Genomic DNA, 23,811 nt, shown 5'->3' with positions numbered 1-23,811 from the left:
GTCTCCTGTCCTGGTCATGGTGTCCTGGTCATGGTGCGTAGGCGCTCGAGTTGCGCGTCGATGTAGAAGTCTGGGGCGCCAAGGTACTGACCGGCCGGGGTGTGGCCGGCGATCTCGGCCATGGTCGTCTGCTCCGAGGTGACGGCGTCGCCAGCCTCGGCAAGGCGGTGCGCCATGCGGTCGGTGTGGACCCGCAGTTCGTCGACGAGCCGCGTGGTCTGACGGGCTGCGACCAGGGTGCGGCGCAACAGGGTCCGCAGCGTGTCCCATTCGACGTGCCAACCCCCGGGTGTGCGTTCGTCGACAGTGTCCACCGCGGCCAGGTGCAGACTCGATGCCAAGGGCGGCGCGGCGAGCGCTGCCCGCCGGATGAGTACCGACAGCACCGGGTTGGATTTGTGCGGCATCGTCGACGACCCGCCGCCGGCTCCCTCGGTCAGCTCACCGATTTCCGGTCGTGACAGCGCGAGCACATCGTTGCCGATATGCGCCCAACTGTCGGTGCAGGTGACGGCGGCGTCACCGATGCGGGTCACGGCGCTGCGTGCACCGTGCCACGGCGTGGTGGCCTCCAGACCCAGTTCACGGGCCACGATCGTCGATGTCTCGGCCGCCACTCGGGCAGGGCCACCGCCGGCGAGTTCGACGACCGCCGCCGACGTCCCGCCCGCACCGCCGAGCTGCACCGCAAAGGACACTTCTGCGACCTGCTCGCGCGCGTCGAGCACGCCACGCAGCCACATCGCCGCCTTGAGACCGAAGGTCGTCGGCACCGCATGCTGGGTCAGGGTGCGCGCCACCATCGGGGTGTGCCGGTGTTCGTCGGAGCGATCGGCCAGGATCCGGGCCTGGCGCTCCAGCTCGACGGCGACCGCCTCGGATGCGTCAGCGGCACAGCGCATGACCGCGGTGTCCACGACGTCCTGGCTGGTGAGCCCCCGGTGCAGCCATCTGCCCACGGCTACCGTGTCCACCCGGCCGCGAAGCATCTTCACGAGCGGGATGACCGGGTTCCCGCCGGATTCCGCGTCGTCGGCGATGGCGGACAGATCTGCGTCACCGACCAGATCGCGCAACACGTCGTAGGTCACCGCCGCGTCGGGCGGCGCCACCCCGGCCTCGGTGAGAGCCACCGACCACGCCGCTTCCACCCGCAGCATGGCATCCAGAAACGCACTGTCGGTGAAGTAGTCACCGGCATGGTGATCACCCGGCCAGAGCAGATTACTCATCGGCCGCCGTGATCGAGGAACACCGTCTCAACCTCGCCTTGCAGATGGATGTCGAAGCGGTAGCCGTCGGCGTCCTTCTCGGCGATCAAGGTGGCGCGGCAATCGTCGGGCACCGAGTTCAACAGCGTATCCGCGGCGAGTGCCGGTGAACTGACCGGTAGGTAGGCGCGGGTGAACAGTCGGTCGAGCAACCCGCGTGCGAACACGCACACCGCGAAGAACGGTGCGCCGCCTTCGTTCGCCGCGCCGGGCGCCACCGTCGCGAACGTGTAGTGTCCGACGCGGTCGGTCTGCGCACGTCCGAAACCGGTGAAGGTGAAGCCGTCGCGGCGCAGGGAGCCCGTCGCCGAACTGACATTACCCGCACCGTCGGGCTGCCAGATCTCGATCAGGGCGTCGGGCACCGGATCTCCGGCACCGTCGAACACCGTGCCGTGCAGCCTGATCCGATCAGGGTGGCCGGCGGACACCAGTTCGGCACCACCCTCGAAGGGCAGCGCGTAGTGGAAGAACGGGCCGACGGTCTGGCCGGGGGTCGGCGTGAGGGTCACTGGTCCTCCTCCATCGGGGTCTGGCCGGCGCCGTTCAGAACGATGTCCCAACGGTATCCGGTGCACCACTCGTGTTGGGTCAGATCGTGGTCGTAGTCGGCGACCAGACGGTCGCGGGCCTGCTGATCGACGATGGCCTGATAGATCGGGTCGAACGCGAACAGCGGATCGCCAGGGAAGTACATCTGGGTGACGAGCCGTTGGGTGAACGCCGTGCCGAACACCGAGAAGTGGATATGCGCCGGTCGCCACGCATTGTGGTGGTTCTTCCACGGGTACGGCCCCGGCTTGATGGTGGTGAACTTGTACCAGCCGTCGTCATCGGTCAGGCAGCGCCCGACGCCGGTGAAGTTGGGGTCGATCGGCGCCGGATGCTGGTCGCGCTTGTGGATGTAGCGACCGGCCGCGTTGGCCTGCCACACCTCGACCAGCTGCCCGCGCACCGGCCGTCCCGCACTATCGAGCACTCGCCCGGTCACCACGAGGCGCTCCCCGATGGGGTCACCGCCGTGTTGGATCGTCAGGTCCGCCTCCAGCGGGTCGACGTCCCGGTGTCCGAACGCGGGCGAGAACAGTTCGATGCCCTCGGGGTCGGAGTGGCGGAAGTCCTTCGTGGGATGCCGCAGCAAGCTGGAGCGGTAGGGGGCATAGTCGAGCCGTGGGCGGGTCTCGGGGCTCGCACCGGCGGTCAATCCGTCGGCATATGCGGTTGCGATGTGGGCGATCTCGTCACTGATCTGTCGCTGTGTACCGGCTGCAGCATCCGACGACGCACCGCCGTGGTCGATGACGTCCGACTGTTCGTCGGCGCCGGACATCAATGGTGTGGCCATCCTGTGTACCCTTCCGCGAGATAGGTGGAGCCGGCCTCGGAGGAGACCAGCGTCTCCAGTTCACCGAGTTGGCGCTGTTCGTCGAATTCCGATGCGTCCGAACTGTTGTGAAGCATCGTCGTCATCCAGTACGAGAAGTGCTGGGCCTTCCACACCCGCGACAGGGCGCGCGCGGTGTAAGTGTCGAGTGCGTCGTCGTCGCTGTTGTTCAGCGCGCGTTCGATGACCTCGGCCAGCACCCGCACATCGGACAGCGCGAGGTTGAGTCCCTTGGCGCCGGTAGGCGGAACCGTATGTGCCGCATCACCGGCCAGCAACAGCCGGCCATGTCGCATCGGCGACTGCACGAAGCTGCGGAACGGCAGCACGGTCCGCTCGATGACGGGTCCGTCCTGGAGCCGGAATCCGTCGGACCCGGACAGCCGGGTGTGCAGTTGTTCCCAGATCCGATCGTCGGACCAGGCCTCGGGGTCCTCGGTGGGGTCGCACTGGAAGTACATGCGTTGCACGGTGTCGGTGCGCTGACTGATCAGCGCGAAACCCTGCGGCGAGCGGTTGTAGATCAATTCGGGTGCGCTCGGTGGCGCCTGCACCATCACACCGAACCAGGCGAACGGGTACTCCCGGAAGTACATGTGCGGGTCGGCGACGAGCTTGCGGCAGATGCTGCGGGAACCGTCCGCGCCGACGACGAGGTCGGCGGTGATCGTGTGCCGGACACCGTCCGGATCGGTGTAGCGCACAGTCGGGGTGTCGAGGACGTCGACGACCTCTGTGTCGGTGATTCCGTAGCGCAGCTCACCACCGTCGCGGGTACGGGCGCGATGCAGGTCGATGAACACCTCGGTCTGCGGGTACAGCCAGCAGGACGCGCCCGCCAGCTTCTGGAAGTCGATGCGATGGCTCACCCCACCGAAGCGCAACGAGATGCCTTCGTGTTCGTGGCCGTCGGTGAGCACCCGGTCAGAGACGCCCGAGTCGACCAGCAGGCGCACGCTGTCGCGTTCGAGGATGCCGGCGCGGTGGGTCGTCTCGATCTGCTCGACAGTGCGGTTGTCGACGACGACGCTCTCGATGCCGGCGACGTACAGCAGATGCGACAACATGAGGCCGGCCGGACCGCCGCCGACGATGGCCACCCGGGTGCGGGTGGGGGCCATTGAACTCATGGGCGCTCTCCGATCCTGTGAGGTGATGCGATGGCATGACCATAGGAGTCGGCGATCACGGAAGTCGACGCATGGCTTTCACTGAGTGAAAGCCATGCGTCGTCGGGGGCCGCCTCAGAACCCGGCGCCCGGAATCCAGCTCGTGCCGGCCAGCGGCACCCGCGCCATGGCCGAGGCCTCGATGGTGATGGCCACCAGGTCTTCGGGCTCGAGGTGCTGCAGATGCGCCTTGCCGCAGGCGCGGGCGATGGTCTGTGCCTCCATGGTCATCACCCGAAGGAAGTTGGCGAGGCGACGGCCCCCCTCGACGGGATCGAACCGCGCCGACAGTTCCGGGTCCTGGGTGCTGATGCCCGCCGGGTCCTTGCCGTCCTGGAAGTCGTCGTAGTAACCGGCGGCCGAACCCAATGCCTCGTACTCGGCGGCGTAGCGGGGATCGTTGTCGCCCAACGCGATGAGGGCGGCAGTACCGATGGCGACCGCGTCGGCACCCAATGCCATCGCCTTGGCGACATCGGCACCGTTGCGGATGCCGCCCGAGACGATGAGCTGCACTTCTCGGTGAACTCCCAGCTCCTGCAACGCCTGCACTGCCTGCGGAATCGCGGCCAGCGTCGGGATACCGACGTGCTCGATGAACACGTCCTGGGTCGCGGCGGTGCCGCCCTGCATGCCGTCGACGACGACGACGTCGGCGCCCGAATGCACGGCCAGCTTCACGTCGTAGTAGGTGCGGGTGGCGCCGACCTTGACGTAGATCGGCTTCTCCCAGTCGGTGATCTCGCGCAACTCGTTGATCTTGATGGCGAGGTCGTCGGGTCCGGTCCAGTCCGGGTGCCGGCACGCACTGCGCTGATCGATGCCCTGCGGCAGGGTACGCATCGATGCGACGCGCTCGGAGATCTTCTGGCCCAGCAGCATTCCACCACCGCCGGGCTTCGCGCCCTGACCCAGCACGATCTCGATCGCATCGGCGCGACGCAGGTCGTCGGGGTTCATGCCGTAGCGCGACGGCAGGTACTGGTAGACGAGGTTCTTCGACTGCCCCCGCTCCTCCGGCGTCATGCCACCGTCACCGGTGGTGGTGGACGTCCCGACCTCCGATGCACCGCGCCCCAACGCTTCCTTGGCCCCGGCCGACAGCGCACCGAAGCTCATTCCGGCGATCGTGACCGGTGTGTCGAGATGCAATGGGTACTTGGCATTTCGGCTACCGAGGACGACATCGGTGTCGCAGCGCTCGCGGTAGCCCTCCAGCGGGTAACGCGACATCGAAGCGCCCAGGAACAGCAGATCATCGAAGTGCGGCAGCTTGCGTTTGGCGCCCCAGCCGCGGATGTCGTAGATGCCGGTGTCGGCGGCCCGCTGGATGGCGGCGATCGTGGTGCGGTCGAAGGTGGCGGACTCGCGCAGCCCGCGCTGTTCGATCGATCGGGTGTCGGTCATGGTGTTCTCCGAAATGCTCAGTACGCTGACGTGTTGTCGGCGTGGAAGTGGTAGAGCTCGCGGGCCGAGCCGTAACGGGTGTAGTCCTTGGGATCGTCATCCTTGAAGCCGGCGGCCTTCAGCAGACCCGCCAATTCGTCGAGGTGCTCGGCACGCATCGGCTTGGCGACGCAATCCGCGCCGAGCGAGCCGACCTCGCCGCGGACGTAGATGCGGGTCTCGTAGATCGAATCTCCCAGTCCGTCACCGGCATCGCCGCGAACCACCATCCGGCCGGCCTGCGCCATGAAAGCGCTGTTGTGGCCTACGTTGCCGCCGACGACGATGTCGACGCCCTTCATCGAGATGCCGCAGCGCGCCGCCGCGTCACCTTCGACCACCAGGAGGCCGCCGTGCGCGGTGGCACCGGCCGACTGCGACGCGTTGCCCTTGACGACCACGGTGCCGCTCATCATGTTCTCGGCCACACCGGTTCCCGCGTTGCCGTTGATGGTGATCTCGGCCTGCTGGTTCATGCCTGCGGCGTAGTAGCCGACGTGTCCGTTGACGGTGATCTTGACGGGCGCATTCACGCCCGCGGCGACACTGTGCGCACCGGAGGGATGGTCGATGACGATCTCGCCGCACACGTCATCGTTGTGAAGGGCGGCGTTGACCTCGCGGAGCGGTGTGGTGGCGAGATCAAATGTGTTGGAATTCAGCGTGTCCATGCGTAGACCACCTCAGGCTCGGGTTCCCAGATACGTGCATTCTCGACGCCGGGCAGGTTCGCCAGCGCGCGGTACTCGCTGGCCATGGCGACCCAGTCGTCGGTTTCGGCGATGACTGCCGGTTTGCAGGCGATGGCGTCGCGCACCACGGCGAAGGAATCGTGGTTGGACACCAGCAGGGTGTAGAAGCCGTCGAAGGTGGTGCACACCTCCTTCAGTGCGGTCTCCACGTCCTTGCCCTGTGCGAGCTGGTGGGCGACGAAGCGGGCGCCGACTTCGGTGTCGTTCTCGCTGTCGAAGGACACCCCTTCGGCACGTAGCTCGCGACGGATGGTGGCGTGGTTGGAGAACGATCCGTTGTGCACCAGGCACTGCTCGGGCCCGACGGCGAACGGATGCGCACCCGACGGGGTCACCGCCGACTCGGTCGCCATGCGCGTGTGGCCGACACCTTGCCAACCGCTCGCGCTCGGAAGTCCCCAGGACTGCACCAGATCACGCGGTGCGCCGACACCCTTGAGCACGGTGAGGTCGGCACCGAAACCGGCGACCAGGGCGGTGGGGTAGACGGCGGTTGCGGCGGTGAGCAGCGTTTCCGAGTCGACGGCGGCTGCGGCGAGGACTAGGGTGTCGTCGACGAGCTGTGCAGTGACCTCGCTACCCAGCTCCGCGCCGACGGCCGCGGTGGCCGCATCCAGGTCGGCTGCATCCACACCGGTTTCCAGCAGCGACACACATCCGTGGCCGGCCGGCGACCACGTCGGGTCGCCGTAGATGGCGATGCCGGCCGAGTCCGCGCCGCGGTCCTGCATCTCGCCGAGCATCTGGCCGAGGAGCTCGCCGAGGCGTGGATGGAGTTCGGGGTTGCGCAGATGCAACCCGACGATTCCGCACATGGTGATTTCCTTGTCTTTCTCAAACGTTTCTGGCTGGGACCTGCCGGTGAGGGTTCTAGAAGGCGGTCAGGTAGTTGTCGATCTCCCACGGGGACACCGCGGAATGCCACGCGAAGAACTCTTCGCGCTTGAGGCGGGAGAAGTATTCCGAGACCGGACCACTCGCGCCGTCCTCGATGTCGGGTACGGCGGCGTTGAGCACACCGGTGATCACCGGGTCAGTGTCGAGCGCCTCGACAGCATGCAGCAAGGTCAGCGGCAATGCGTCGATGTGCTCGGGGCAGCTACCGATCTCGCCCGGGTCGAGGCTGCGCTTGACGCCGTCGAGTCCGGCGCCGAGCGCGGCCGCGATGGCCAGGTACGGGTTGGCCGAGCCGTCACCCCCGCGCAACTCAACACGCTGTTCGTCGGGGACCCGCACAAAGTGGGTTCGGTCGTTGCCGCCGTAGGTGGCGCGACGCGGCGCCCAGGATGCGCCTGACCGGGTGGCCGTAGCCCCGGTTCGCTTGTAGGAGTTGACCGTCGGAGCCATCAGCGCCTGCAGCGCGCATGCGTGTTCCAGCACGCCGCCCACGAAACCGTAGGCGGTGGGCGACAATCCGAGTCCGCGATCATCCTCGCCGGCCGAGTCGGGAAACACCGGCGCACCGCCGGAGGTCAGCGACAGATGGAAGTGCAGACCGGAACCGGTACGTTCGGCGAACGGCTTGGGCATAAAGGTGGCGACCATGCCACGCTCGGCCGCCATGGTCGACAACAGATAGCGCAGGGTGATCACCCGGTCGGCCGTGGTCAATGCCTCGGCGTACTTGAACTTCTGCTCGAATTGACCGTTGCCGTCTTCGTGATCGTTGGCGTAGTTGCTCCAGCCGAGTTGATTCATCGCGGTGGACACCGCGGTCAGGTGGTCGTACATGCGGGTGAGGCCACGGACGTCGTAGCAGGGCTGGTTCGAGTCGTCGGCGTCATCGGCGGTAACGAGCTCGCCGTCGGCGTTCCGCTTGAGCAGGAAGTACTCGACCTCGGCACCCACCCACGGCTCGAAGCCGGCGTCGGCAGCCTGCGCGATCAGCGACTTGAGAATGTTGCGCGGAGCGAACGGCCACCGCTTGCCCTCGACATGCGGGTCACAGTGCACGACGGCAAGACCCTCTTTGATGAACGGGATCGGGGTGAACGAGGCCGGATCGGGAATCGCGATCAGATCGGGGTCCTTGGGTTCCTGTCCGATGGCGCCCACCGCGTAGCCCGCGAAGCCGACTCCGTCGGTGGCCAGTTCGTCGACGGCCTCTACCGGGACGAGCTTGGCACACGGCTTGCCGCGGAGGTCGACGAACAGAGCCAGGATGAACTTCGTCCCCGAGGCCTCGCACAGGTCGGCGAGTTCGTTGCGGTCGGTCATGGTGATTCTCCGTCGTGTGGATGTCGAGTTCAGTATGTCCCCTGTTGGGAAACTTTGTCTACACCGAGTAGACATCTCGATTGTTTCCGCCCGATTACGGAGTCGTGAGTGATGTGTGTCGATACCGTTCAGTCGTCGATCCGTTGCGCCGCACGGAGGCATTCGACGAACCCGTCGACCGCGGGGTTCGCATCATCGGCCGGCCGCGCGATGAGCAGCGCCGTCATCGGCGCGTCGGCGATGGGCCTGATCACCACGTCGGCTGGACGGAACCGCTCTACCGACGCGGGCAGGATCGAGATGCCCACTCCGGCCGATACCAGCCCGACGACGGTCTCGTGGTGTATTGCCTCCTGCACCACCAGCGGCTCGGACCCGATGGTGCCGAACAGAGCCCAGATCTGCGCCACATATGCCGGCATCAGGTCACTGGGAAACAGAATCAGCCGCTCGTCGACGAGCTCATCGACGTCGATGAGCTCGCGCGAGCACAGAGCGTGCTCCGCCGGGAGCACCGCGACCATGGGTTCGGCGAACAGTGATTCGACGGTCAGTCCCGGGTCTGCTCCTCCGGATCGAATGAGTCCGACGTCGAGGGAGCCCGCCGCGAGCGCATCGAGTTGCTCGCGAGTTGTCAACGGGGAGAGATCTACCCGGACGTCAGGGTGGATCTCACGGAAGATCCGCAGCCCCGGCGGCAGCACGGTCCCGCTCGCCGAACTGACGAAGCCGACCCGAATACGCCCCCGACGACCCGCCGCATGGTCGCGCACCTCGGTGACCGCATCGTCGAGGTCGGCGAGCAGCAGCTCGACCCGTTCGGCGAACACCGCACCGGCTCCCGTCAACTCCACCCGCCGCGTCGTCCGATCGAAGAGGCGGGCACCGACCTCGCGTTCGAGGTCCTTGATGTGCGCCGTCAGCGGCGGCTGGGAAATGTGCAAACGGGCCGCGGCCCGTCCGAAGTGCAGTTCATCGGCCAGGACACGGAAGTACCGAAGATGACGCAGCTCCATCCAATTATTCTGTCCAGCGGATAAGTCTTCGTCAAATACGTATTGGAGTTTTGTCAATGACCGCCGTCTACTGGGGATATGACGATCGTGCGCGCGGCAGACCTTGTCGCCACTCCATGGCGCAATTGCCTCGGCGTCACCCGACGGATCTCCACCGGCGGACCTCCCGACACCCCGGACTGGACCCTCAGCATCGCCGACATCGCTGTCCCCGGCCGGTTCTCACGGTTCCCCGGCCTGGATCGAACGGCCGTCGTCGTGGGCGATGAGCCACTCGACCTCACCATCAACGGGGCCGCTCGCACGATCGCATTGCTCGATCGCGTGAGCTTCGCCGGAGAGGACGTCGTGGACGCCACCCCCACTCGCCGGCCGACGCGTCTGCTCAATCTGATGACCAGGCGCGGCAGGTGCCTCGGGGAACTGTCCCTGCGCCACATCCGGGGCAGCGTCAGCCCCGGGCCGGACGACGGGATCGCGTGGATGGTACTCGCCGGCCGACTCGTCGTCGGCGAGCACGACCTACGACGCTGGGACACCGTGTTTCTCGCCGATATCCGTCATGAGATCCGGGGCGCCGCAACTGTCGCCGCCGTCCGACTGCAACCCGAGGAGAACCCATGACCGAGTCCATTGCCCGCACGACTGTCGCCCGCACGACCTCGGTGAGCGGCTTGCTGGCCGAGATCGCCGACATCGGCACCGACAGCGCCCGTGGCGGTTACAGCCGTCCGGTGTACTCCGCTGCCGAGCTCGAGCTTCGAGAATGGTTCATCGCAGCCGCCCGGGCACGATCACTGGACATCGAGCAGGACCGCAACGGCATCATCTGGGCGTGGTGGAACCCTGGCAGGCTCCCGCTGGCCGACGCGGTGGTCACCGGTAGCCACCTCGATTCGGTTCCCGGTGGCGGCGCCTTCGACGGCCCGCTCGGTGTCGCGTCCGCGCTCGCCGCCATCGACTCCCTGCAGGCCGGTTCGGTGGTGCCCGAGCGTCCCCTCGCGCTGGCGGTCTTCCCCGAGGAGGAGGGCTCACGCTACGGATTGGCCTGCCTGGGTTCGCAGTTGATGACCGGCGCGGTCACCCCCCAACGGGCTGCCGCGCTCACCGACGCCGACGGCACCACCTTCGCCGACCTCGCGGCCCGCAACGGACTCGATCCCGCCGGCATGGGCCGCGACGACGAGCGGCTGTCGCAGATCGGATGCTTCGTGGAACTGCATGTCGAGCAGGGACGCGGTCTGATCGACCAGGGCCGGGCCATCGCGATCGGGTCGTCGATTCTCGGCCACGGACGGTGGCGACTGTCGTTCGGCGGCCAGGGAAACCACGCCGGCACCACCCTGATGGACGGGCGTCGCGACCCCATGCTCGCTGCCGCCGCAACGGTTCTGGACGTCCGACGACTCGGCCGGACCGTCGACGGTGCGCGCGCCACCGTCGGCAAACTCGATCCGATTCCGGGAGGCAGCAACGTGATCGCGTCGCGGGTCGACGTCTGGCTCGACGTCCGTCATTCCGACGACGCCGTGGTGGCCGCGCTGGTTGCCGACATCGCTGCGGTCGCCCGCGAGCATGCTGGGGCCGAGGGCTGTTCGATGACGCTGACCGAGGCGTCGATGAGTCCGCGGGTGGACTTTCATCCCGGTCTGCGCGGCCGGCTCTCCGACATCCTGCCCGACGCCCCGATCCTGCCGACCGGCGCCGGTCACGATGCCGGCGTTCTCAAAGAAGAGATCCCTACGGCGATGCTGTTCGTCCGCAATCCCACCGGCATCTCACACTCCCCCGAAGAGTACGTGGAAGACCCCGACGCCGATGCCGGCGGCCACGCCCTCGCCACCGTCCTCGCCAACCTCCTGACCCAGTCCTGAAACCACGGAAAGTGAACTCTCCCATGACCTCCACCACCACCCGTTTCCTCATCGTCGGCGGCGGCCTCGAAGGCCTCGCCATCGCCTGGTCGCTGGCCGATCAGGGCGAGACCGATGTCCTCGTCGTCGAGCGCGACACGCTGTGCTCCGGGATGACCGGCAAGTCCAGCGGTGTCGTCCGCTGCCACTACGGCAACCCGTCGCTGGCCGCGATGAGCTGGTACGGCGTCGACATCTTCACCCGCGCCACCGAACTGTTCGGCGACGACATGGCCTTCCAACAATGCGGCTATGTCGTCGGCGTCGGCGAGAACAACCTCGCGCCACTGCACGCCAACGTCGAGATGATGCAGGGCCTCGGCATCGATGTGTCGCTCATCGGCCACGACACTATGGCCGAGCTGTGGCCGGGCCTGCACCTCGACGACTTCGCCGCCTTCGCCTATGAGCCGCTCGGCGGGCGTGGTGAGGCATACATGGCCGGCATGGCGTTCGCTGCCGCGGCCCGCAAGCTCGGAGTGAAGGTACGTCAGTCCACCACGGTGACCGAACTCCTCCAGGGCGAGAACGGCCGCGTCGTCGGCGCCGCACTTGCCAACGGGGACACCATTCACGCCGACACGGTGATAGTCGCGGCCGGCCCGTGGACCCCCGCGCTCACCGCACCCGTCGGTGTGCCGGTCGACGTCCGCGCGCAACGGGCACAGCTGGTGCTGGTCGATCAGGGTGAGCCGACGCCGGTCGTGCCGGTGCTGTCCGACCTGGCAGGCCTGTCCTACATCTGTCGCGAACCCAACGGCGAACTGCTGATGGGGAACTCGGATCACTCTGCGCCGCAGTACATCGATCCGGACAACTACATCAACCGCGCCGACGAATCCACCGTCGACAAGATCATCATGAAGGCCGGTCACCGCCTGCCCGACATGCCCGATCCGCGCATCACCAGCAGCTACGTCGGTGCCTACGATGTGACGCCGGACTACAACCCGATCATCGGCCCCGCGCCGGTCGACGGACTCTTCTTGGCCACCGGATTCTCCGGTCACGGCTTCAAGATCTCGCCCGCCGTCGGCAAGCTCGTCGCCGATCTGCTGCTCAGCGGTTCGACGACGCTGAAGAACGTCGACCCGCACGACTTCCGGTACTCGCGATTCGCCGAGGGCGATCTGCTGCTGAGCCTCAATCCATATGAGGGGGCCGGCGAGATGCGATGAGACGGGTCGGGCCGATGTCTCGGCGTCGGCCTGACCTCACCCGTCACTGCAGGTGCATTCACAGATCGAGCACGAGCACGACATCGAACGGCACATTGGGCAGAGATGGACCTGCCGGTCGTCAGCCGTGCGGATCTCGCCAGGATCAACCGCTGGGCGGGAAACTTCTTTCCCGATCTGAACCCGGGAGCCGGTGCGGTACTCGATGCTGACCGCGTTGTCCGGCAAGGGCTTCAAGTTCTGCCCGGCGTTCGGGGTACTGGCGGCCGACCTGGTCACCGGGAAAAGCAACAATTTCTACAACGCGGGCTTCTCGTTGGGGGCGCAGAGCCGATGATGGAATACCGGGGGCCCAGGTAGCACATGAAGTGCTACTATTGCTTTCATGACGACCATCGGTATCCGCGAGCTTCGCCAGCATGCCTCTCGCTACCTCGCGCAGGTCGAAGCGGGCGAAGAGATCTCGATCACCAATCGCGGCAAGACGGTGGCACGACTCGTGCCTGTCTCTACCGAGACCTCCGGACGCGAGGCCTTGATCAGGGCCGGTGTCCTCACGCCCGCGCGGAGCCCCGGCTCTCTGCACGCCATCAAGGTCGAGGATCTGCCCGTCGGAGACCTGACGTCGGAGCTCGACAGCGTGCGCGACGAACGATGATCTACGCGGATACCTCTGCCATCGTCAAACTCGTCGTGTCCGAGGCCGAGACACCTGCCCTCATCGCCTGGCTACAGCAGCACGACGACGAGAACCTCGTGACCAGCGCATTGACTCGAGTCGAACTGATGCGCACGGCAGTTCGGGACGGAAGCAGCGGACTGATGGATCGCGCCAGCAGAGCGCTCGCCGGCATCGACATCATCCCCATCACCGAGGCGGTCATTGCGCGCGCCGAGACAATCGGCCCTTCGACCCTGCGTTCGCTGGACGCCATCCACCTCGCGTCGGCCGCCCACATCGGCGAGCAACTCACCGGTGTGCTCGCTTACGACCGCCGGCTTCTGGAGGGATGCGCCCGCCTCGGCTACGTCACACGGTCACCCACAGAGTGATCCACGGGTCACGCAGGCGCTGACCGCTACGGTGTCACGACCCTATCGTCGGCGGCATGCCGTCCGATATGGATCTCGTCGTCGTCGTCGATCTCGGTCCTGGGTACGGCTGGCTCCCGCGACCCACGAGAGATGACCATCCTGGTCCAATCCGCCGCTCGCGGTCTCACCTACGCGCTTCGGACGATGAACTCCCCACCGCCGATCAGTCCACGACCACCGCGCTCGCGACCCGCGGCACCGTCCGTTACACGAGGGCCCCAGGCCAGTCTCGCTTCCCGGATGAGTTCAAAGCCGGTCTCCAGGTTTCACGCACCACGACCTCCGCAGTGCTCAGTCCGGAGCGCGACAGATCCCTGAAAAAGTCGGCGAAAGGCACGTTTGCGCCGAGCCAGGACCGTGATTCCGCGCTTCGGCGAGAAAGATCTACCGGAGATGCGGGCGCAGTCGTCACCACTGCATCGTTGTCAGAGTGGCTGATCACTGACTCCTCCGGGCCGACGGTTTCGGCACCGCGGCGCCAGGCCACGGCTCCTGATTCAGGTGGCCACGACTCAGTGAGTGCTGCCGGTCTCGACCAGCAGCACCCCGCCGATGATCAGAGCGATACCCGCACCCATCATGAGGGTCAAGGGTTCTCGGAAGATGAACTTGCTCAGCACGGCGATCAGCGCGACCCCGGTGGCCGACCAGATGCCGTAGGCCACGCCCAACGGCATCCCGTGAGCCAGGGTCAGCGACAAGAAGACAAACGACACAAGGTAACCGATCACTACGACGGCGTACCACCGGCGGGTTCCGGTCACGGCCGCTCGCAAGCTCATCGTCGCGGCCACTTCACAGAGAATTGCACAGACCAAGAAGATCGAGGCGGTCACGCGACCGCCTCGATCTTCTTGTCGCGCTCGGCCTGCGCTCGTTGCGACCCGAACTCGACCAGCAGCACACCGGCCATGATCAGCACCAGCCCCACCATCATTGTCGCGGTGAGCGGCTCGTCGAAGATCAGAAAGCTGAACACCGCCGTCAACGCCACCCCCAGTGCGCCCCAGATGCCGTAGGCGACGCCGATTCCCATACCGGCCCGCATCGCTGCGGTCAGAAAGCCGAATGCCGCCACGTATCCGATCGTGACAACCAGGTACCACGCCGGGTTGTCCAGCGCGGCTTTCAACGACAGGGAGCCGGCGACCTCACAGAGGATGGCCGACACCAGCATGATCCACCGGGTCACGGGACGACGACTCCTGACTGTGCGCTCGTCATGATCGCTGACGCTAGCAAAGCGGGGGTTCGCCGTGATCGGCGAACCCCCGCTGGATGGACTGACCGGTTCAGCTCGACGTCGGCACCCGCTCCACCGGTCCGTTGAGACCGTTCCGCAGCGGCACACCGGCTCCCAACCCCGGCGCATGCCCCACTCCCGCCGCCGGTATCTCGTACGCGGTCTCGGCGTGGATGGTCGAATCCAGGCCGGTCACCTCGGTCTCCTCGTCGACGCGCAGCGTCATGACCTTGTCCAGTCCCTTGGCGATCAGCCAGGTCATCACGAACGAATAGGTGCAGGTGATGACGATTCCAGCCAGCTCTTTCCACAGGATGCTGATGTCGCCGCCGAACAGGATGCCGGTCACGCCGGCCGGCGCCGACTCCGATGCGAACAGCACGATGCACAGGGTGCCGACGATGCCGCCGACACCGTGCACGGCGAACGCGTCGAGGGTGTCATCGACCTTCATGCGGCTCTTGAAACTGAGCAGGAAGGCCACCACACCGGCGGCGAGCAAGCCCACCGCGAGCGCGCCGAGCGGGGTCATCGTGTTGGCGGCGGGGGTGATTCCGACCAGGCCGGCCACCGCACCGGTGATGGCGCCCAGTGACGTCACGTGGCCTTCACGCCACTTCTCGATGACTGCGAAGCCGAGAATGCCCGCGCTGCCGGCCAGCAGGGTGTTGAGGATGACCACCTGGGTGAGGAAACTGGCGCCGAGTGCGCAGCTGCCGTTGAACCCGAACCAGCCGAACCAGAGGATGCCACCGCCGAGCAGCGCCATCGGCACATTATGGGGTCGCTCCATGCGCTTGCGCCGCGCGCCGAGTACCAGCGCGAGCGCCAAGGCCGCGACACCGGAGTTCATGTGCACCGCGGTACCACCGGCGTAGTCGTGCACACCGATGTCGTTCAGCAGGAAACCGCCACTGATGCCGTCGCCATCGGCAGCGAACACCCAGTGCGCCACCGGGAAGTACACCAGCGTCAGCCAGATCGGGGCGAACACCATCCACGCCGAGAACTTCATCCGGCCCGCTGCACCGCTGGCGACAATCGCGACAGTGATCGCGGCGAACAGGATGAACCACGCGGCGAAGTACAGCACCTGGGTGCTGCCGGAGCCGTCGTCGGCCATGTTCGCACCGAGACCGATGTAGTCCAGCGGGTTACCGATCAGTCCCCAATCGTTGACCGACGGTCCCGACACCAACCCGTATCCGTAGAGAACATAAAGCACGCTGGTGATGCCCAGAGTGACCATCACCATGGTCATCATGTTCAAGACATTGCGCGCTCCCATCATGCCGCCGTAGTAGAGGGCGAGCCCGGGGAACATCAGGAGGACAAAGACGAAGGCCGCGAGCATCCACGCCAGATCGGCGTTCGCGGCGAGTATGGGTTCCACAGCAGAATCCTTGGGTCTTTTAGGTGGACAGATGATGCGAAGATTTGATCGACGGTGGATCTACTCTTCGCGTAGGTAGGCGACGACGTCGTCGCGGTACTCCAGAAATCCCTTGTAGGAGGCGATCGGCTCGCTGAGCGTCTCGATGACGGTGGCCAGTTGGGCCGCCCAGGCGGGAATCCGCTTGATCTCTGCCAGCGAGGCCATGAAGGTGCGGATGTTGAAGGTCACCGCACCGGTCATCGGGAGCCGAATGAAGTGCTCGAGTTCGATACGTAGACGCGCACGTCCGAAACCTCTGTCGCGCAGCATCTGTGGGATGTCGTCCGCCCACTCCGGCAATTCCTCGAGACTGACGTCGAGCTTGGGAGAATCCGATGCGGACAGCGTCCAGTTCAGTCGACGGTAGACCTGGTCGGCAGGCAGTCGGCGCAGGAACTGTTCGGCGCGGGAGACGATACCCTGGCGGGTCAATCCCGGTACCGGGGCGTGGATCTCGTACATGTCCATACCGACGTCGAAGGACACCGACCACGCGGCGGCGAAGGTCACCGCACCGGCATCGAAGTAGAGGTGTCCGTCGCGTTCGATCACCAAGAGCAGGTCGTCGGGCACCTCGCGGGCCAGGAACTCCAACGGACCGCCCGGCAGGGATGCGTCGTCGCCGAGCACGAAGTACTGGTCGGTTCCCAGAAGCTCATTGCGCCAATGGAATCGATGCTCCGGGTGTTCGGTCAGGTGCATCACCGACGGATAGCTCAGGGACAGATCACGCAGGTAGTAGAGCAACAGATCCCAGCAGGCCGGTTCCATTCCCGGACGCACCTTGACGCGGTGGGGGTCGCTGTCGAGGATGCGTCGGCGGTCGGCCATGATAGCCGGGTATTCGGTACCGCCGAGGTCGACTATGTGTCGACCCCACTCACCACCGCGGGTGACGCGCGGTACGCGGGCGGGTTCCACGTTGACGCTGTACCGGAACTGCTCGAGGTCGTCGGGGAACGGCCACGGCAGGTTCGCGAGGTGATCCGTGCCTTCGGAAATCGGCAAGTCTGCGGCGGATCGTGATTCGATGGTCACAGATTCACCTCGATGTTCTGGCCGCGGGAGACGCAGCACAGCATGCTGTCGGCAGCGGCACGTTCGTCGTCGGTCAGTACGAAGTCACGATGCTCGATGACGCCGGACCGGACCCCGATCCGGCATTCCCCGCACACGCCTTGCCGGCACAGGTTCGGCACCGGCACGCCGTGATCGAGCAGGCCCTGTAGCAGCGACATGCCGGCGGGGATGTCGATCCGGGCGCCGGTCGAGCGCACTGTCGCGGTGAACGGATCACCGGGATCCTGTTCGGGCGCGGCGAAGCGTTCGAGGTGGACTCGGGAGGTGGGCCACCCCGCGGCACTGGCGAGTTCGAGGTAGGTCTCCAACATCGGCGCCGGACCGCAGGCGTAGGCGTGGGTGCCGAGCGGTTGTTGGGCCAACCGCTCGGCAAGCAGCCAACGGGTGTCGTCGGCGCCGGAGACCTCGTACAGACCGATGTCGGGATGGGTGGCCAGGTCTCGCAGCTCATCGAGGTGGGCGCCACCGGCGCGCCGATAGGAGTAGATCACCTCGGCCGAGGTTCCACGTCGCAGCGCCGAGCGCAGATGCGACAGGACCGGGGTGATGCCGATCCCTCCGGCGACGAGCAGTGCGTGACGCTGATTCCAGACGGGTGCGAACATCGACCGCGGCCCTTCGACGTCGAGCACCGTTCCTTCGGACACGTTGCGGTGCATCCAGTCCGAGCCACCACGATCCGAGTCATCGCTACCGTTCCGGCGCAACACCGAGATGCCGTAACTTGTGGGCAGGAAGCCGTCATCGACCAGGGAATAGGCGTTGCGGTGGGCGCCGGCCGTGACGATGAGGTGACTGCCCGGCACGAACGGTGTCAGCGGTGCCCCGTCGGCCGGGACCAACCGAAAGTGGCTGATGGCGTCGGCGAGTCGGGTGATCGCCACCACGCGCATGGGTCGGATCGAGGTGGTGTTGCCAGGGTGCAGGTGACCGGCCGGCGCCTCGGCGGCGATCGTCATGAGACGGCTCCGGGCTCGGCCGAGGAGGCGAGGAATCCGCCGCGGACGGCGGAGTGGTGTTGGTGGACCTCCAACGTCCGAGCACATCCGGGACAGGCAGCGGCCTCGCCGGGCGCGCCGACGACGCGGAAGGTGTCCCGGCATTGCGCGCAGTAGACGGGGAGGTCGCGGGTGTGCACGACGAACGCGGACAGTTCCGCTGCCACGGCGCCGGATTCGCGGGCCACCGCAAGCGCGGTCAGCACGTCGTACTGCCCGCCGACCAGGTGGATGCGGACACCGGTGGTCGCCCGCTCGAGCGCCGACTGCAGGGCGGCACGGTCCTCGTTCTCGCTCAATGCGTCGAGGACGACTAGTCGGGTGGGGCCGATCGGTTCGGCCGCGGTGACCCAGCCGCCTGCCACCTCGCCGGTCTTCGGGTCATCGCCAACGGCGACGATGAGGAATGACGCCGCACCCGGATCGACGGGATCGGGCACTGCGGGCCACTGGGGCAGCCCTTCGCCGGGACGCTCGTCGATCTCCGGCGCTGCCGGAGCAACCTGCGCGGCGCGCAACCATTCCGCAGCACGACTGCGGTACTTGATGATGCCCTTGTAGTCGGCCATGTCGTCGGGGAGCTCGGCGACGACCTCGGCGGTCCGCCGCCGCCAAGGTTCCACGGCGGCCAGGGTTTCCAGCGGCAGCATGTAGGTGCGGATGAGGAACATCACGGCGCCGGAGTCGGGCAGCCGGATCAGGTGCTGCACCTCGACCCGCAGGTGGACGAGTCGACCGAAGGTCTCGTCGTCGACGTGCTGGATCATCTCCCGGTCCGGTCCCCACTCCGGGTAACGCTCGGTGGAGACATCCAGGCGGCGTCCGATCGTCAGGGTCCAATTGGTGCGGCGATACGGCCGATGCGGCTGGAGACGTTTGATGAACTCGTGGGCACGGGTGATCACCCCTTCCTCACGCACCCGTGGCACCGGTCCGTGGATCTCCAGAAAGGCCATACCCACGTCGAATGCGAAGCTCCAGTCCGCGGCGAAGGTGACCACCCCGGCGTCGGCGAAGAGTTGGCCGTCGCGCTGGTCGAGGAGGACGACGTCTTCTTGGATCTGTCCGCAAATGTAGCTCAGCGGATCGCTGGGGAGTGTGGTGTCGTCGCCATAGGAGAAGGTGTCGGCGACCCCGAGCTTGTGGTTCTCCCACTGCCAGTGGTCGCCTGCGGTGCGCAGCACGAACTCGTCCGGATACGCGGTCGCCAACTCACGCATGATGGTCACCATCGCGTCCCAGGCGGCCGGACGCATGTGGGGAAGCAGGGCCGAACGCGAGGGATCGACCGCGAGAATTGCTGCGCGTTCGTCGATCTCGGCCTGGTACTCGGAGTCGACGTCAATGACGACATCGCCCCACTGGCCGGCGGCAGTCGTCACGGTGTGGTCGGCGGGCTCGACGTTGGTGCTGTAGCGGTAGTGGTCGTCGACGAACGGGAACGGGAAACCGGTCACCAGAGCGGAATCGGTGGGCGACTCGGTCGGCGCGGTGGTCACAGTGGTACCTCCAGAATGGTGCCTTCGGCGGCGCGGGAGACGCACGGCATGAACGCGTCCCCGGCGCTCTTCTCCGCATCGGTCAGGTACAGATCTCGGTGTAGTGCGGCTCCCCCCGACAGCGGCAGGCGGCATTCGCCGCACACCCCCTGCCGGCAGCGATTGGGGATGTCACGACCGGTGGCCTCGAGTGCTTCGAGAACCGAGGTGCCCGAGGGAATGTCGACTGTGGTGTCGGACTCGGTGAGGTGCACGGTGAACGGGTCGCCTGCGTCGAGCGCATCGGTGCCGAAGCGTTCGAAATGGATGCGTGATGCAGGCCAGCCGAGTCGGGCCGCGGCGTCGACGACGTGGTCGATCATCCCCGCCGGTCCGCACACGTACACGTGTGTCCCGATCGGCTGATCGATCAGGGTCTCGGCAAGTCGTTCGACGAAGGCCGGCTGATCGGTGAACAGCTCCGCGCGCGAACCGGCCAGTGCGACGATGTCGTCGACGTGCGCGGCCCGGCCTTCGCGAAACGAGTACAGCACCTGGACATCACGTCCCCATCGTCGCGCCGCACGCAGATGCGACAGGATCGGGGTGATCCCGATACCACCGGCGATGAGCAGATGTTTGGCGGCGCGCGCCTCGGGTGCGAAGGCACTGCGCGGGATCTCGACATCGACCACGTCGCCCACCGACACCGCATCGTGCATCCAACGTGATCCGCCCAGACCGTCGTGCAGACGCAGCACCGAGATCGAGTAACGCCTCGGCGCCACTCCGTCGCCGGTGAGGCTGTAGGCGTTGGTGCGTTCACCCGCGGTGATCACGAGATGGCTGCCCGCGACGAAGCCGGGAAGCTCGGCCCCGTCGGGGGCGGCGAGGGTGAAGCTCCGAATACCCGGTGCCGCATCCTCGATGGCGCTGACCACGAGGCGCAACGTCGACGATTCGGCACGCGCCGTACCCGTCGACGTTCCGGAGATGGCGATGGTCACTGCTTCACTCCTTCTGCAACCGAAGCGGTCTCGGCGTCGACCATGAAGCCGAGGTAGTGCCCGGACCGGCGTGAGACGTGGTGGTAGATCAGCAGGTGGCGGCCGCACCCCGCACAGTCGATGACGTCGTCGACCCCGAGGTCGGTGCGGGTCAGCGCCGTGCAATGCGAACAGAACACCTCGATCGCGTCGACGCCGACCACGGTCACGCCGATCTCGTCATCCATGAGACCGGCGGTGGTGGCAACCCCGCGCAGTGCAAGCGCCGCGCCGCGCGGGGCGAGGATCACCACCCGCACCCCGACCCGCGCCCGGAGAAGTTCGTGACGAAGCGTGGCTGTCGCCTGGTCGACGTCCTCGAATGTCAGAGCGCAACAGAGGTTGTCGCTCCCGACGGTCGTGGCCCAGCGGTGCACCGGTTCGGTCGCGGCGGGTCCCACACCGACGATGATGTACGAACGACCCGAGAGGTCGAACGGCACATCATCGGTCGGTGCGGCGGGGCGAGCCCACGCCGGGATGCTGGAATAGGCGATCTGCGACATGGAGCCTCAGAGCAGGTCGGCGTCGCGGTGGCCGGCGTAGAACGCCAGCGCGTAACTCGGGGTGCTGAAGTAGATCTTGGAACCCTTCGGGAAGAAAATGGCGTCCTTTGCCTTCGCGACCTGAGTCTGACCCGTCTCCTTGTTCTCCAACAGGAACTCACCCTCGAGGACGACCTTCATCTCGTCGTACTCGTACTCGTAGTAGAGCGGTTCGTCGGTATGGCGCAGTTCGAAGTATCCCGAGCACATGACGCTGCCCTGCGGGTTCTCGTAGACGTCGCCGATGAACCCCTGGGTGCCGGGATACTCCGATTCCGGCATCTTGGGCAGGTTCTGCCACGCGCCGCTGGTCACCAGGAACGGTGCCGCAGTGGTCTCGGTGCTGTCGACGCTCATAGGTCCTCCTCGATCGATATTTCGTGACCACTGACGCACATGGCTAACATCAGTGGACTTTGTTCGACCTCATGAAACCCAGTTCGTGTTACATGGGGATGACAGGACCGTTTAGTGATGTAAAACATGGTCCACTATCGGTAGACCGCTGTTCGGCGAGGTGTGTGGCGGGTCCAGAGGGTCCGTCTGTGGTCGGTTTCACGTGGCGCGGGCCGCGCGCTTCGGGTGGGCTGGAGATGCCCGACGAGTCCAACAGTCGGCGAAGGCCAGACGCTCGACCACCGACCACGACTGGAGTCGACGAGATGACCACCACCCACGCGCCGCCCACGTCACAGACGCGCAAGGAACTCCTGGGCCCCTTCTACGACAGCCGCGAGATGCTCCTGGCCGCGGTACTGGCGGGACTGGCCGGCGCGACCGGCGCCGCCGCCTGGTTGTACTCCTCCGGCTGGTATGTCACCTTCATGACGGGCAACACCGAACGGATGGTCCTCGAACACATCCAAGGCGCCCACGTCCTCGGTTTCACCGCGCTGGTCACCGTACTCACCTTCGTGCTCGGCGTGATCGTTGCGACGCTCGCACGAATCCATCTCTGGCGCAAAGCCCGCCACGGCGCAACCGTGCTGACGGCCGCCTCGACCGTGGCCGCGTCGATCTCCGACGCCACCCTGAACTCACCCAAGGACGAGTTCGGCATAGCGCCGGTGCTGTGCCTCGCGTTCGGGCTCGGCGCTCTCAACACCTCCATCAGCCGCAAAGGCGAGGTCGTGATGCCGCTGTCGTACGTCACCGGGACGCTGGTCAAGATCGGACAGGGCATCGGTTTGCATCTCGCCGGCCGGAAGCGATGGGGGTGGGTGGCGCACGCCAGCACCTACGCGGGCTTCCTGACCGGCGCGATCGTGGGCGGAATCTTGTTCAACGCCTTCGACGAACGCAATTCACTGCTCACGCTCGCCGCGGTCGCGGTGGTCGTGGCGGTGCTGACCTGGCGGTTGGACCATCCGAAGTTCCTCGAGAGCGACGGGCACTGAGGATACTGGCCCTTATGAACTCGCCCGTCGACGTCGCGGTGGTCGGCACGCTCAACGTCGACGTGATCATCCAGGTGGACCGGATGCCCGAGGTGGGCGAGACGATCCTGGGGCGATCGGTGTCGCAGCGCCTCGGCGGCAAGGGCGCCAACCAGGCGCTCGCGGCAGCTCGGCATGCACCGACCGCCCTGATCGGGACCGTCGGTGATGATGAGGACGGTGAGCGACTCCTGACAGCTCAACGTGGCGGAGGCGTCGACGTGTCCCATGTGCTCCGTGCCCACGAGGCCAGCGGGAGGGCGTTCATCGAGGTCGATGACGACGGCGACAACCGGATCATCGTGCTGGCCGGTGCCAACCGGGAGCTGACGGCGGAGCACGCACTCCACGCTCTCGACGCCACGTTCCCAGGAGTCGTTCTCACCCAACTCGAATCGCCGCCCGAGGTCACCGAGGCCGTTGCGGACTGGTGCTCGCGGCACGACCGACGGTTTCTGCTGAACCCGAGCCCGGTCGCCGATCTGCCCGCACACGTGCTCGCCGCTGCGGATCCGCTGGTGGTCAACGAGCACGAGGCGAGGTTCTACGCACCGGATGTCGACGACGATCCTGTCGCGCCGGCGCGTTCGTTGCTGAGGGTCGCGCGCTCTGCGGTGATGACTCTCGGCGCCCACGGTGTCGTCGTGGCCGAGGGCTCGGCGATGCGCCGCATCGACGTCGAGCAGGTCCGCGCGGTGGACACCACTGGCGCGGGTGATGTGTTCGCCGGGATCCTGGGGGCTCATCTGGCGTCGGGTCGCGAGCTCGTTGCGGCTGCCGAACTCGCTGCCGCGGCCGCCACCGAGTTCGTTGCGCGTCCGCGGCAGGGGTAGGCGTGGTGGTGTCACTGGTCTCGATACGTCCTCGGCTAGCGCCTCGGACTACTCGACCAGCTGTTACCGAGAGCGCGCCCTACCGCTGATCGAGTAGCGGCGAACGGAGTGAGTGGCGTATCGAGATCCTTGGATCGAGTAGCGGCGAACGGAGTGAGTGGCGTATCGAGATCCTCGGATCGAGTAGCGGCGAACGGAGTGAGTGGCGTATCGAGATCCTTGGATCGAGTAGCGGCGAACGGAGTGAGTGGCGTATCGAGATCCTCGGATCGAGTA

The 23,811-nt window shown here is 66.3% G+C and carries 26 protein-coding genes; 8 read left to right on the top strand and 18 right to left on the bottom strand.

Annotated elements, in window-relative coordinates:
• Window positions 1-14: 14 nt before the first annotated feature.
• The 9 genes from ACIGKQ_RS18725 to ACIGKQ_RS18685 form a co-directional block, all read right to left on the bottom strand.
• On the bottom strand, window positions 15-1,232 hold the full coding sequence (locus tag ACIGKQ_RS18725) for a lyase family protein (RefSeq protein WP_328715538.1): 1,218 nt from the start codon (window positions 1,230-1,232) through the stop codon (window positions 15-17).
• A complete protein-coding gene (pcaG, locus tag ACIGKQ_RS18720) occupies window positions 1,229-1,783 on the bottom strand; it encodes a protocatechuate 3,4-dioxygenase subunit alpha (RefSeq protein WP_287015842.1) in 555 nt (184 codons plus the stop codon). Before pcaG ends, ACIGKQ_RS18725 begins: the two co-directional genes overlap by 4 nt.
• Window positions 1,780-2,616, bottom strand: coding sequence for a protocatechuate 3,4-dioxygenase subunit beta (gene pcaH / locus ACIGKQ_RS18715; RefSeq protein WP_372512335.1), 837 nt, complete (start codon window positions 2,614-2,616; stop codon window positions 1,780-1,782). Before pcaH ends, pcaG begins: the two co-directional genes overlap by 4 nt.
• Window positions 2,601-3,776, bottom strand: a complete 1,176-nt coding sequence (locus ACIGKQ_RS18710; protein WP_396574675.1) for a 4-hydroxybenzoate 3-monooxygenase — start codon at window positions 3,774-3,776, stop codon at window positions 2,601-2,603. The genes pcaH and ACIGKQ_RS18710 overlap by 16 nt, the downstream gene beginning before the upstream one ends.
• Before the next feature lie 123 nt (window positions 3,777-3,899).
• The gene (locus tag ACIGKQ_RS18705) at window positions 3,900-5,231 is read right to left on the bottom strand and encodes an FMN-binding glutamate synthase family protein (protein WP_235722968.1); all 1,332 of its coding nucleotides are present in this window, start codon (window positions 5,229-5,231) and stop codon (window positions 3,900-3,902) included.
• A 17-nt stretch (window positions 5,232-5,248) separates the two neighbouring features.
• A complete protein-coding gene (locus ACIGKQ_RS18700; RefSeq protein WP_235722969.1) occupies window positions 5,249-5,941 on the bottom strand; it encodes a protein glxC in 693 nt (230 codons plus the stop codon).
• Entirely contained in the window at window positions 5,929-6,837 is a 909-nt protein-coding gene (locus ACIGKQ_RS18695) for a glutamine amidotransferase (protein WP_235722970.1), read from the bottom strand. Before ACIGKQ_RS18695 ends, ACIGKQ_RS18700 begins: the two co-directional genes overlap by 13 nt.
• 55 nt (window positions 6,838-6,892) lie before the next feature.
• Window positions 6,893-8,239, bottom strand: coding sequence for a type III glutamate--ammonia ligase (gene glnT / locus ACIGKQ_RS18690; RefSeq protein ID WP_396574655.1), 1,347 nt, complete (start codon window positions 8,237-8,239; stop codon window positions 6,893-6,895).
• 128 nt (window positions 8,240-8,367) lie between these two features.
• Window positions 8,368-9,255 (bottom strand): LysR substrate-binding domain-containing protein, encoded by an 888-nt coding sequence (locus ACIGKQ_RS18685; RefSeq protein WP_287015845.1) that lies wholly within the window; start codon window positions 9,253-9,255, stop codon window positions 8,368-8,370.
• A gap of 78 nt (window positions 9,256-9,333) precedes the next feature.
• Between ACIGKQ_RS18685 and ACIGKQ_RS18680 the strand changes: the two genes are divergently transcribed.
• The 6 genes from ACIGKQ_RS18680 (at window position 9,334) to ACIGKQ_RS18655 (ending at window position 13,399) form a co-directional block, all read left to right on the top strand.
• Entirely contained in the window at window positions 9,334-9,879 is a 546-nt protein-coding gene (locus ACIGKQ_RS18680; protein WP_235722973.1) for a HutD family protein, read from the top strand.
• Window positions 9,876-11,129, top strand: a complete 1,254-nt coding sequence (locus ACIGKQ_RS18675; protein WP_396574654.1) for an allantoate amidohydrolase — start codon at window positions 9,876-9,878, stop codon at window positions 11,127-11,129. The genes ACIGKQ_RS18680 and ACIGKQ_RS18675 overlap by 4 nt, the downstream gene beginning before the upstream one ends.
• A gap of 23 nt (window positions 11,130-11,152) precedes the next feature.
• Window positions 11,153-12,346, top strand: a complete 1,194-nt coding sequence (locus ACIGKQ_RS18670; RefSeq protein ID WP_235722975.1) for an FAD-binding oxidoreductase — start codon at window positions 11,153-11,155, stop codon at window positions 12,344-12,346.
• 193 nt (window positions 12,347-12,539) lie between these two features.
• Complete coding sequence (locus tag ACIGKQ_RS18665; protein ID WP_235722976.1) at window positions 12,540-12,683, top strand: hypothetical protein; 144 nt, start codon at window positions 12,540-12,542, stop codon at window positions 12,681-12,683.
• A 48-nt stretch (window positions 12,684-12,731) separates the two neighbouring features.
• Entirely contained in the window at window positions 12,732-13,004 is a 273-nt protein-coding gene (locus ACIGKQ_RS18660; protein ID WP_235722977.1) for a type II toxin-antitoxin system prevent-host-death family antitoxin, read from the top strand.
• Window positions 13,001-13,399, top strand: coding sequence for a type II toxin-antitoxin system VapC family toxin (locus ACIGKQ_RS18655; RefSeq protein WP_235722978.1), 399 nt, complete (start codon window positions 13,001-13,003; stop codon window positions 13,397-13,399). The genes ACIGKQ_RS18660 and ACIGKQ_RS18655 overlap by 4 nt, the downstream gene beginning before the upstream one ends.
• Before the next feature lie 554 nt (window positions 13,400-13,953).
• Here ACIGKQ_RS18655 and ACIGKQ_RS18650 read toward each other — a convergent pair.
• The 9 genes from ACIGKQ_RS18650 to ACIGKQ_RS18610 form a co-directional block, all read right to left on the bottom strand.
• The gene (locus ACIGKQ_RS18650) at window positions 13,954-14,277 is read right to left on the bottom strand and encodes a multidrug efflux SMR transporter (RefSeq protein WP_266060593.1); all 324 of its coding nucleotides are present in this window, start codon (window positions 14,275-14,277) and stop codon (window positions 13,954-13,956) included.
• A complete protein-coding gene (locus ACIGKQ_RS18645) occupies window positions 14,274-14,618 on the bottom strand; it encodes an SMR family transporter (protein ID WP_277614949.1) in 345 nt (114 codons plus the stop codon). The genes ACIGKQ_RS18650 and ACIGKQ_RS18645 overlap by 4 nt, the downstream gene beginning before the upstream one ends.
• Before the next feature lie 115 nt (window positions 14,619-14,733).
• Window positions 14,734-16,077 (bottom strand): ammonium transporter, encoded by a 1,344-nt coding sequence (locus tag ACIGKQ_RS18640; RefSeq protein WP_266060590.1) that lies wholly within the window; start codon window positions 16,075-16,077, stop codon window positions 14,734-14,736.
• 60 nt (window positions 16,078-16,137) lie between these two features.
• Window positions 16,138-17,157, bottom strand: a complete 1,020-nt coding sequence (locus ACIGKQ_RS18635; protein WP_396574653.1) for a heme-dependent oxidative N-demethylase family protein — start codon at window positions 17,155-17,157, stop codon at window positions 16,138-16,140.
• The gene (locus ACIGKQ_RS18630; RefSeq protein WP_396574652.1) at window positions 17,154-18,158 is read right to left on the bottom strand and encodes a PDR/VanB family oxidoreductase; all 1,005 of its coding nucleotides are present in this window, start codon (window positions 18,156-18,158) and stop codon (window positions 17,154-17,156) included. The genes ACIGKQ_RS18635 and ACIGKQ_RS18630 overlap by 4 nt, the downstream gene beginning before the upstream one ends.
• Window positions 18,155-19,696, bottom strand: a complete 1,542-nt coding sequence (locus tag ACIGKQ_RS18625) for a DUF3445 domain-containing protein (RefSeq protein ID WP_328715541.1) — start codon at window positions 19,694-19,696, stop codon at window positions 18,155-18,157. Before ACIGKQ_RS18625 ends, ACIGKQ_RS18630 begins: the two co-directional genes overlap by 4 nt.
• Window positions 19,693-20,682: a PDR/VanB family oxidoreductase gene (locus ACIGKQ_RS18620; RefSeq protein WP_396574651.1), complete on the bottom strand. Its 990-nt coding sequence runs from the start codon at window positions 20,680-20,682 to the stop codon at window positions 19,693-19,695. The genes ACIGKQ_RS18625 and ACIGKQ_RS18620 overlap by 4 nt, the downstream gene beginning before the upstream one ends.
• A complete protein-coding gene (locus ACIGKQ_RS18615) occupies window positions 20,679-21,227 on the bottom strand; it encodes a dimethylamine monooxygenase subunit DmmA family protein (RefSeq protein ID WP_235722986.1) in 549 nt (182 codons plus the stop codon). The genes ACIGKQ_RS18620 and ACIGKQ_RS18615 overlap by 4 nt, the downstream gene beginning before the upstream one ends.
• A 6-nt stretch (window positions 21,228-21,233) precedes the next feature.
• A complete protein-coding gene (locus ACIGKQ_RS18610; protein WP_235722987.1) occupies window positions 21,234-21,623 on the bottom strand; it encodes an ethanolamine utilization protein in 390 nt (129 codons plus the stop codon).
• Between the two features lie 305 nt (window positions 21,624-21,928).
• Between ACIGKQ_RS18610 and ACIGKQ_RS18605 the strand changes: the two genes are divergently transcribed.
• Window positions 21,929-22,663 carry a YoaK family protein gene (locus ACIGKQ_RS18605; protein ID WP_266060586.1) on the top strand — a complete coding sequence of 245 codons (735 nt, stop codon included), beginning with the start codon at window positions 21,929-21,931 and terminating at the stop codon, window positions 22,661-22,663.
• Between the two features lie 14 nt (window positions 22,664-22,677).
• Window positions 22,678-23,535: a ribokinase gene (locus ACIGKQ_RS18600; RefSeq protein WP_396574650.1), complete on the top strand. Its 858-nt coding sequence runs from the start codon at window positions 22,678-22,680 to the stop codon at window positions 23,533-23,535.
• Window positions 23,536-23,811: the final 276 nt, after the last annotated feature.

The sequence above is a fragment of the Gordonia sp. NPDC062954 genome (genome assembly GCF_044543825.1).
GTDB lineage: Bacteria > Actinomycetota > Actinomycetes > Mycobacteriales > Mycobacteriaceae > Gordonia > Gordonia tangerina.
This window is presented reverse-complemented; position numbering and strand designations above follow the sequence as displayed.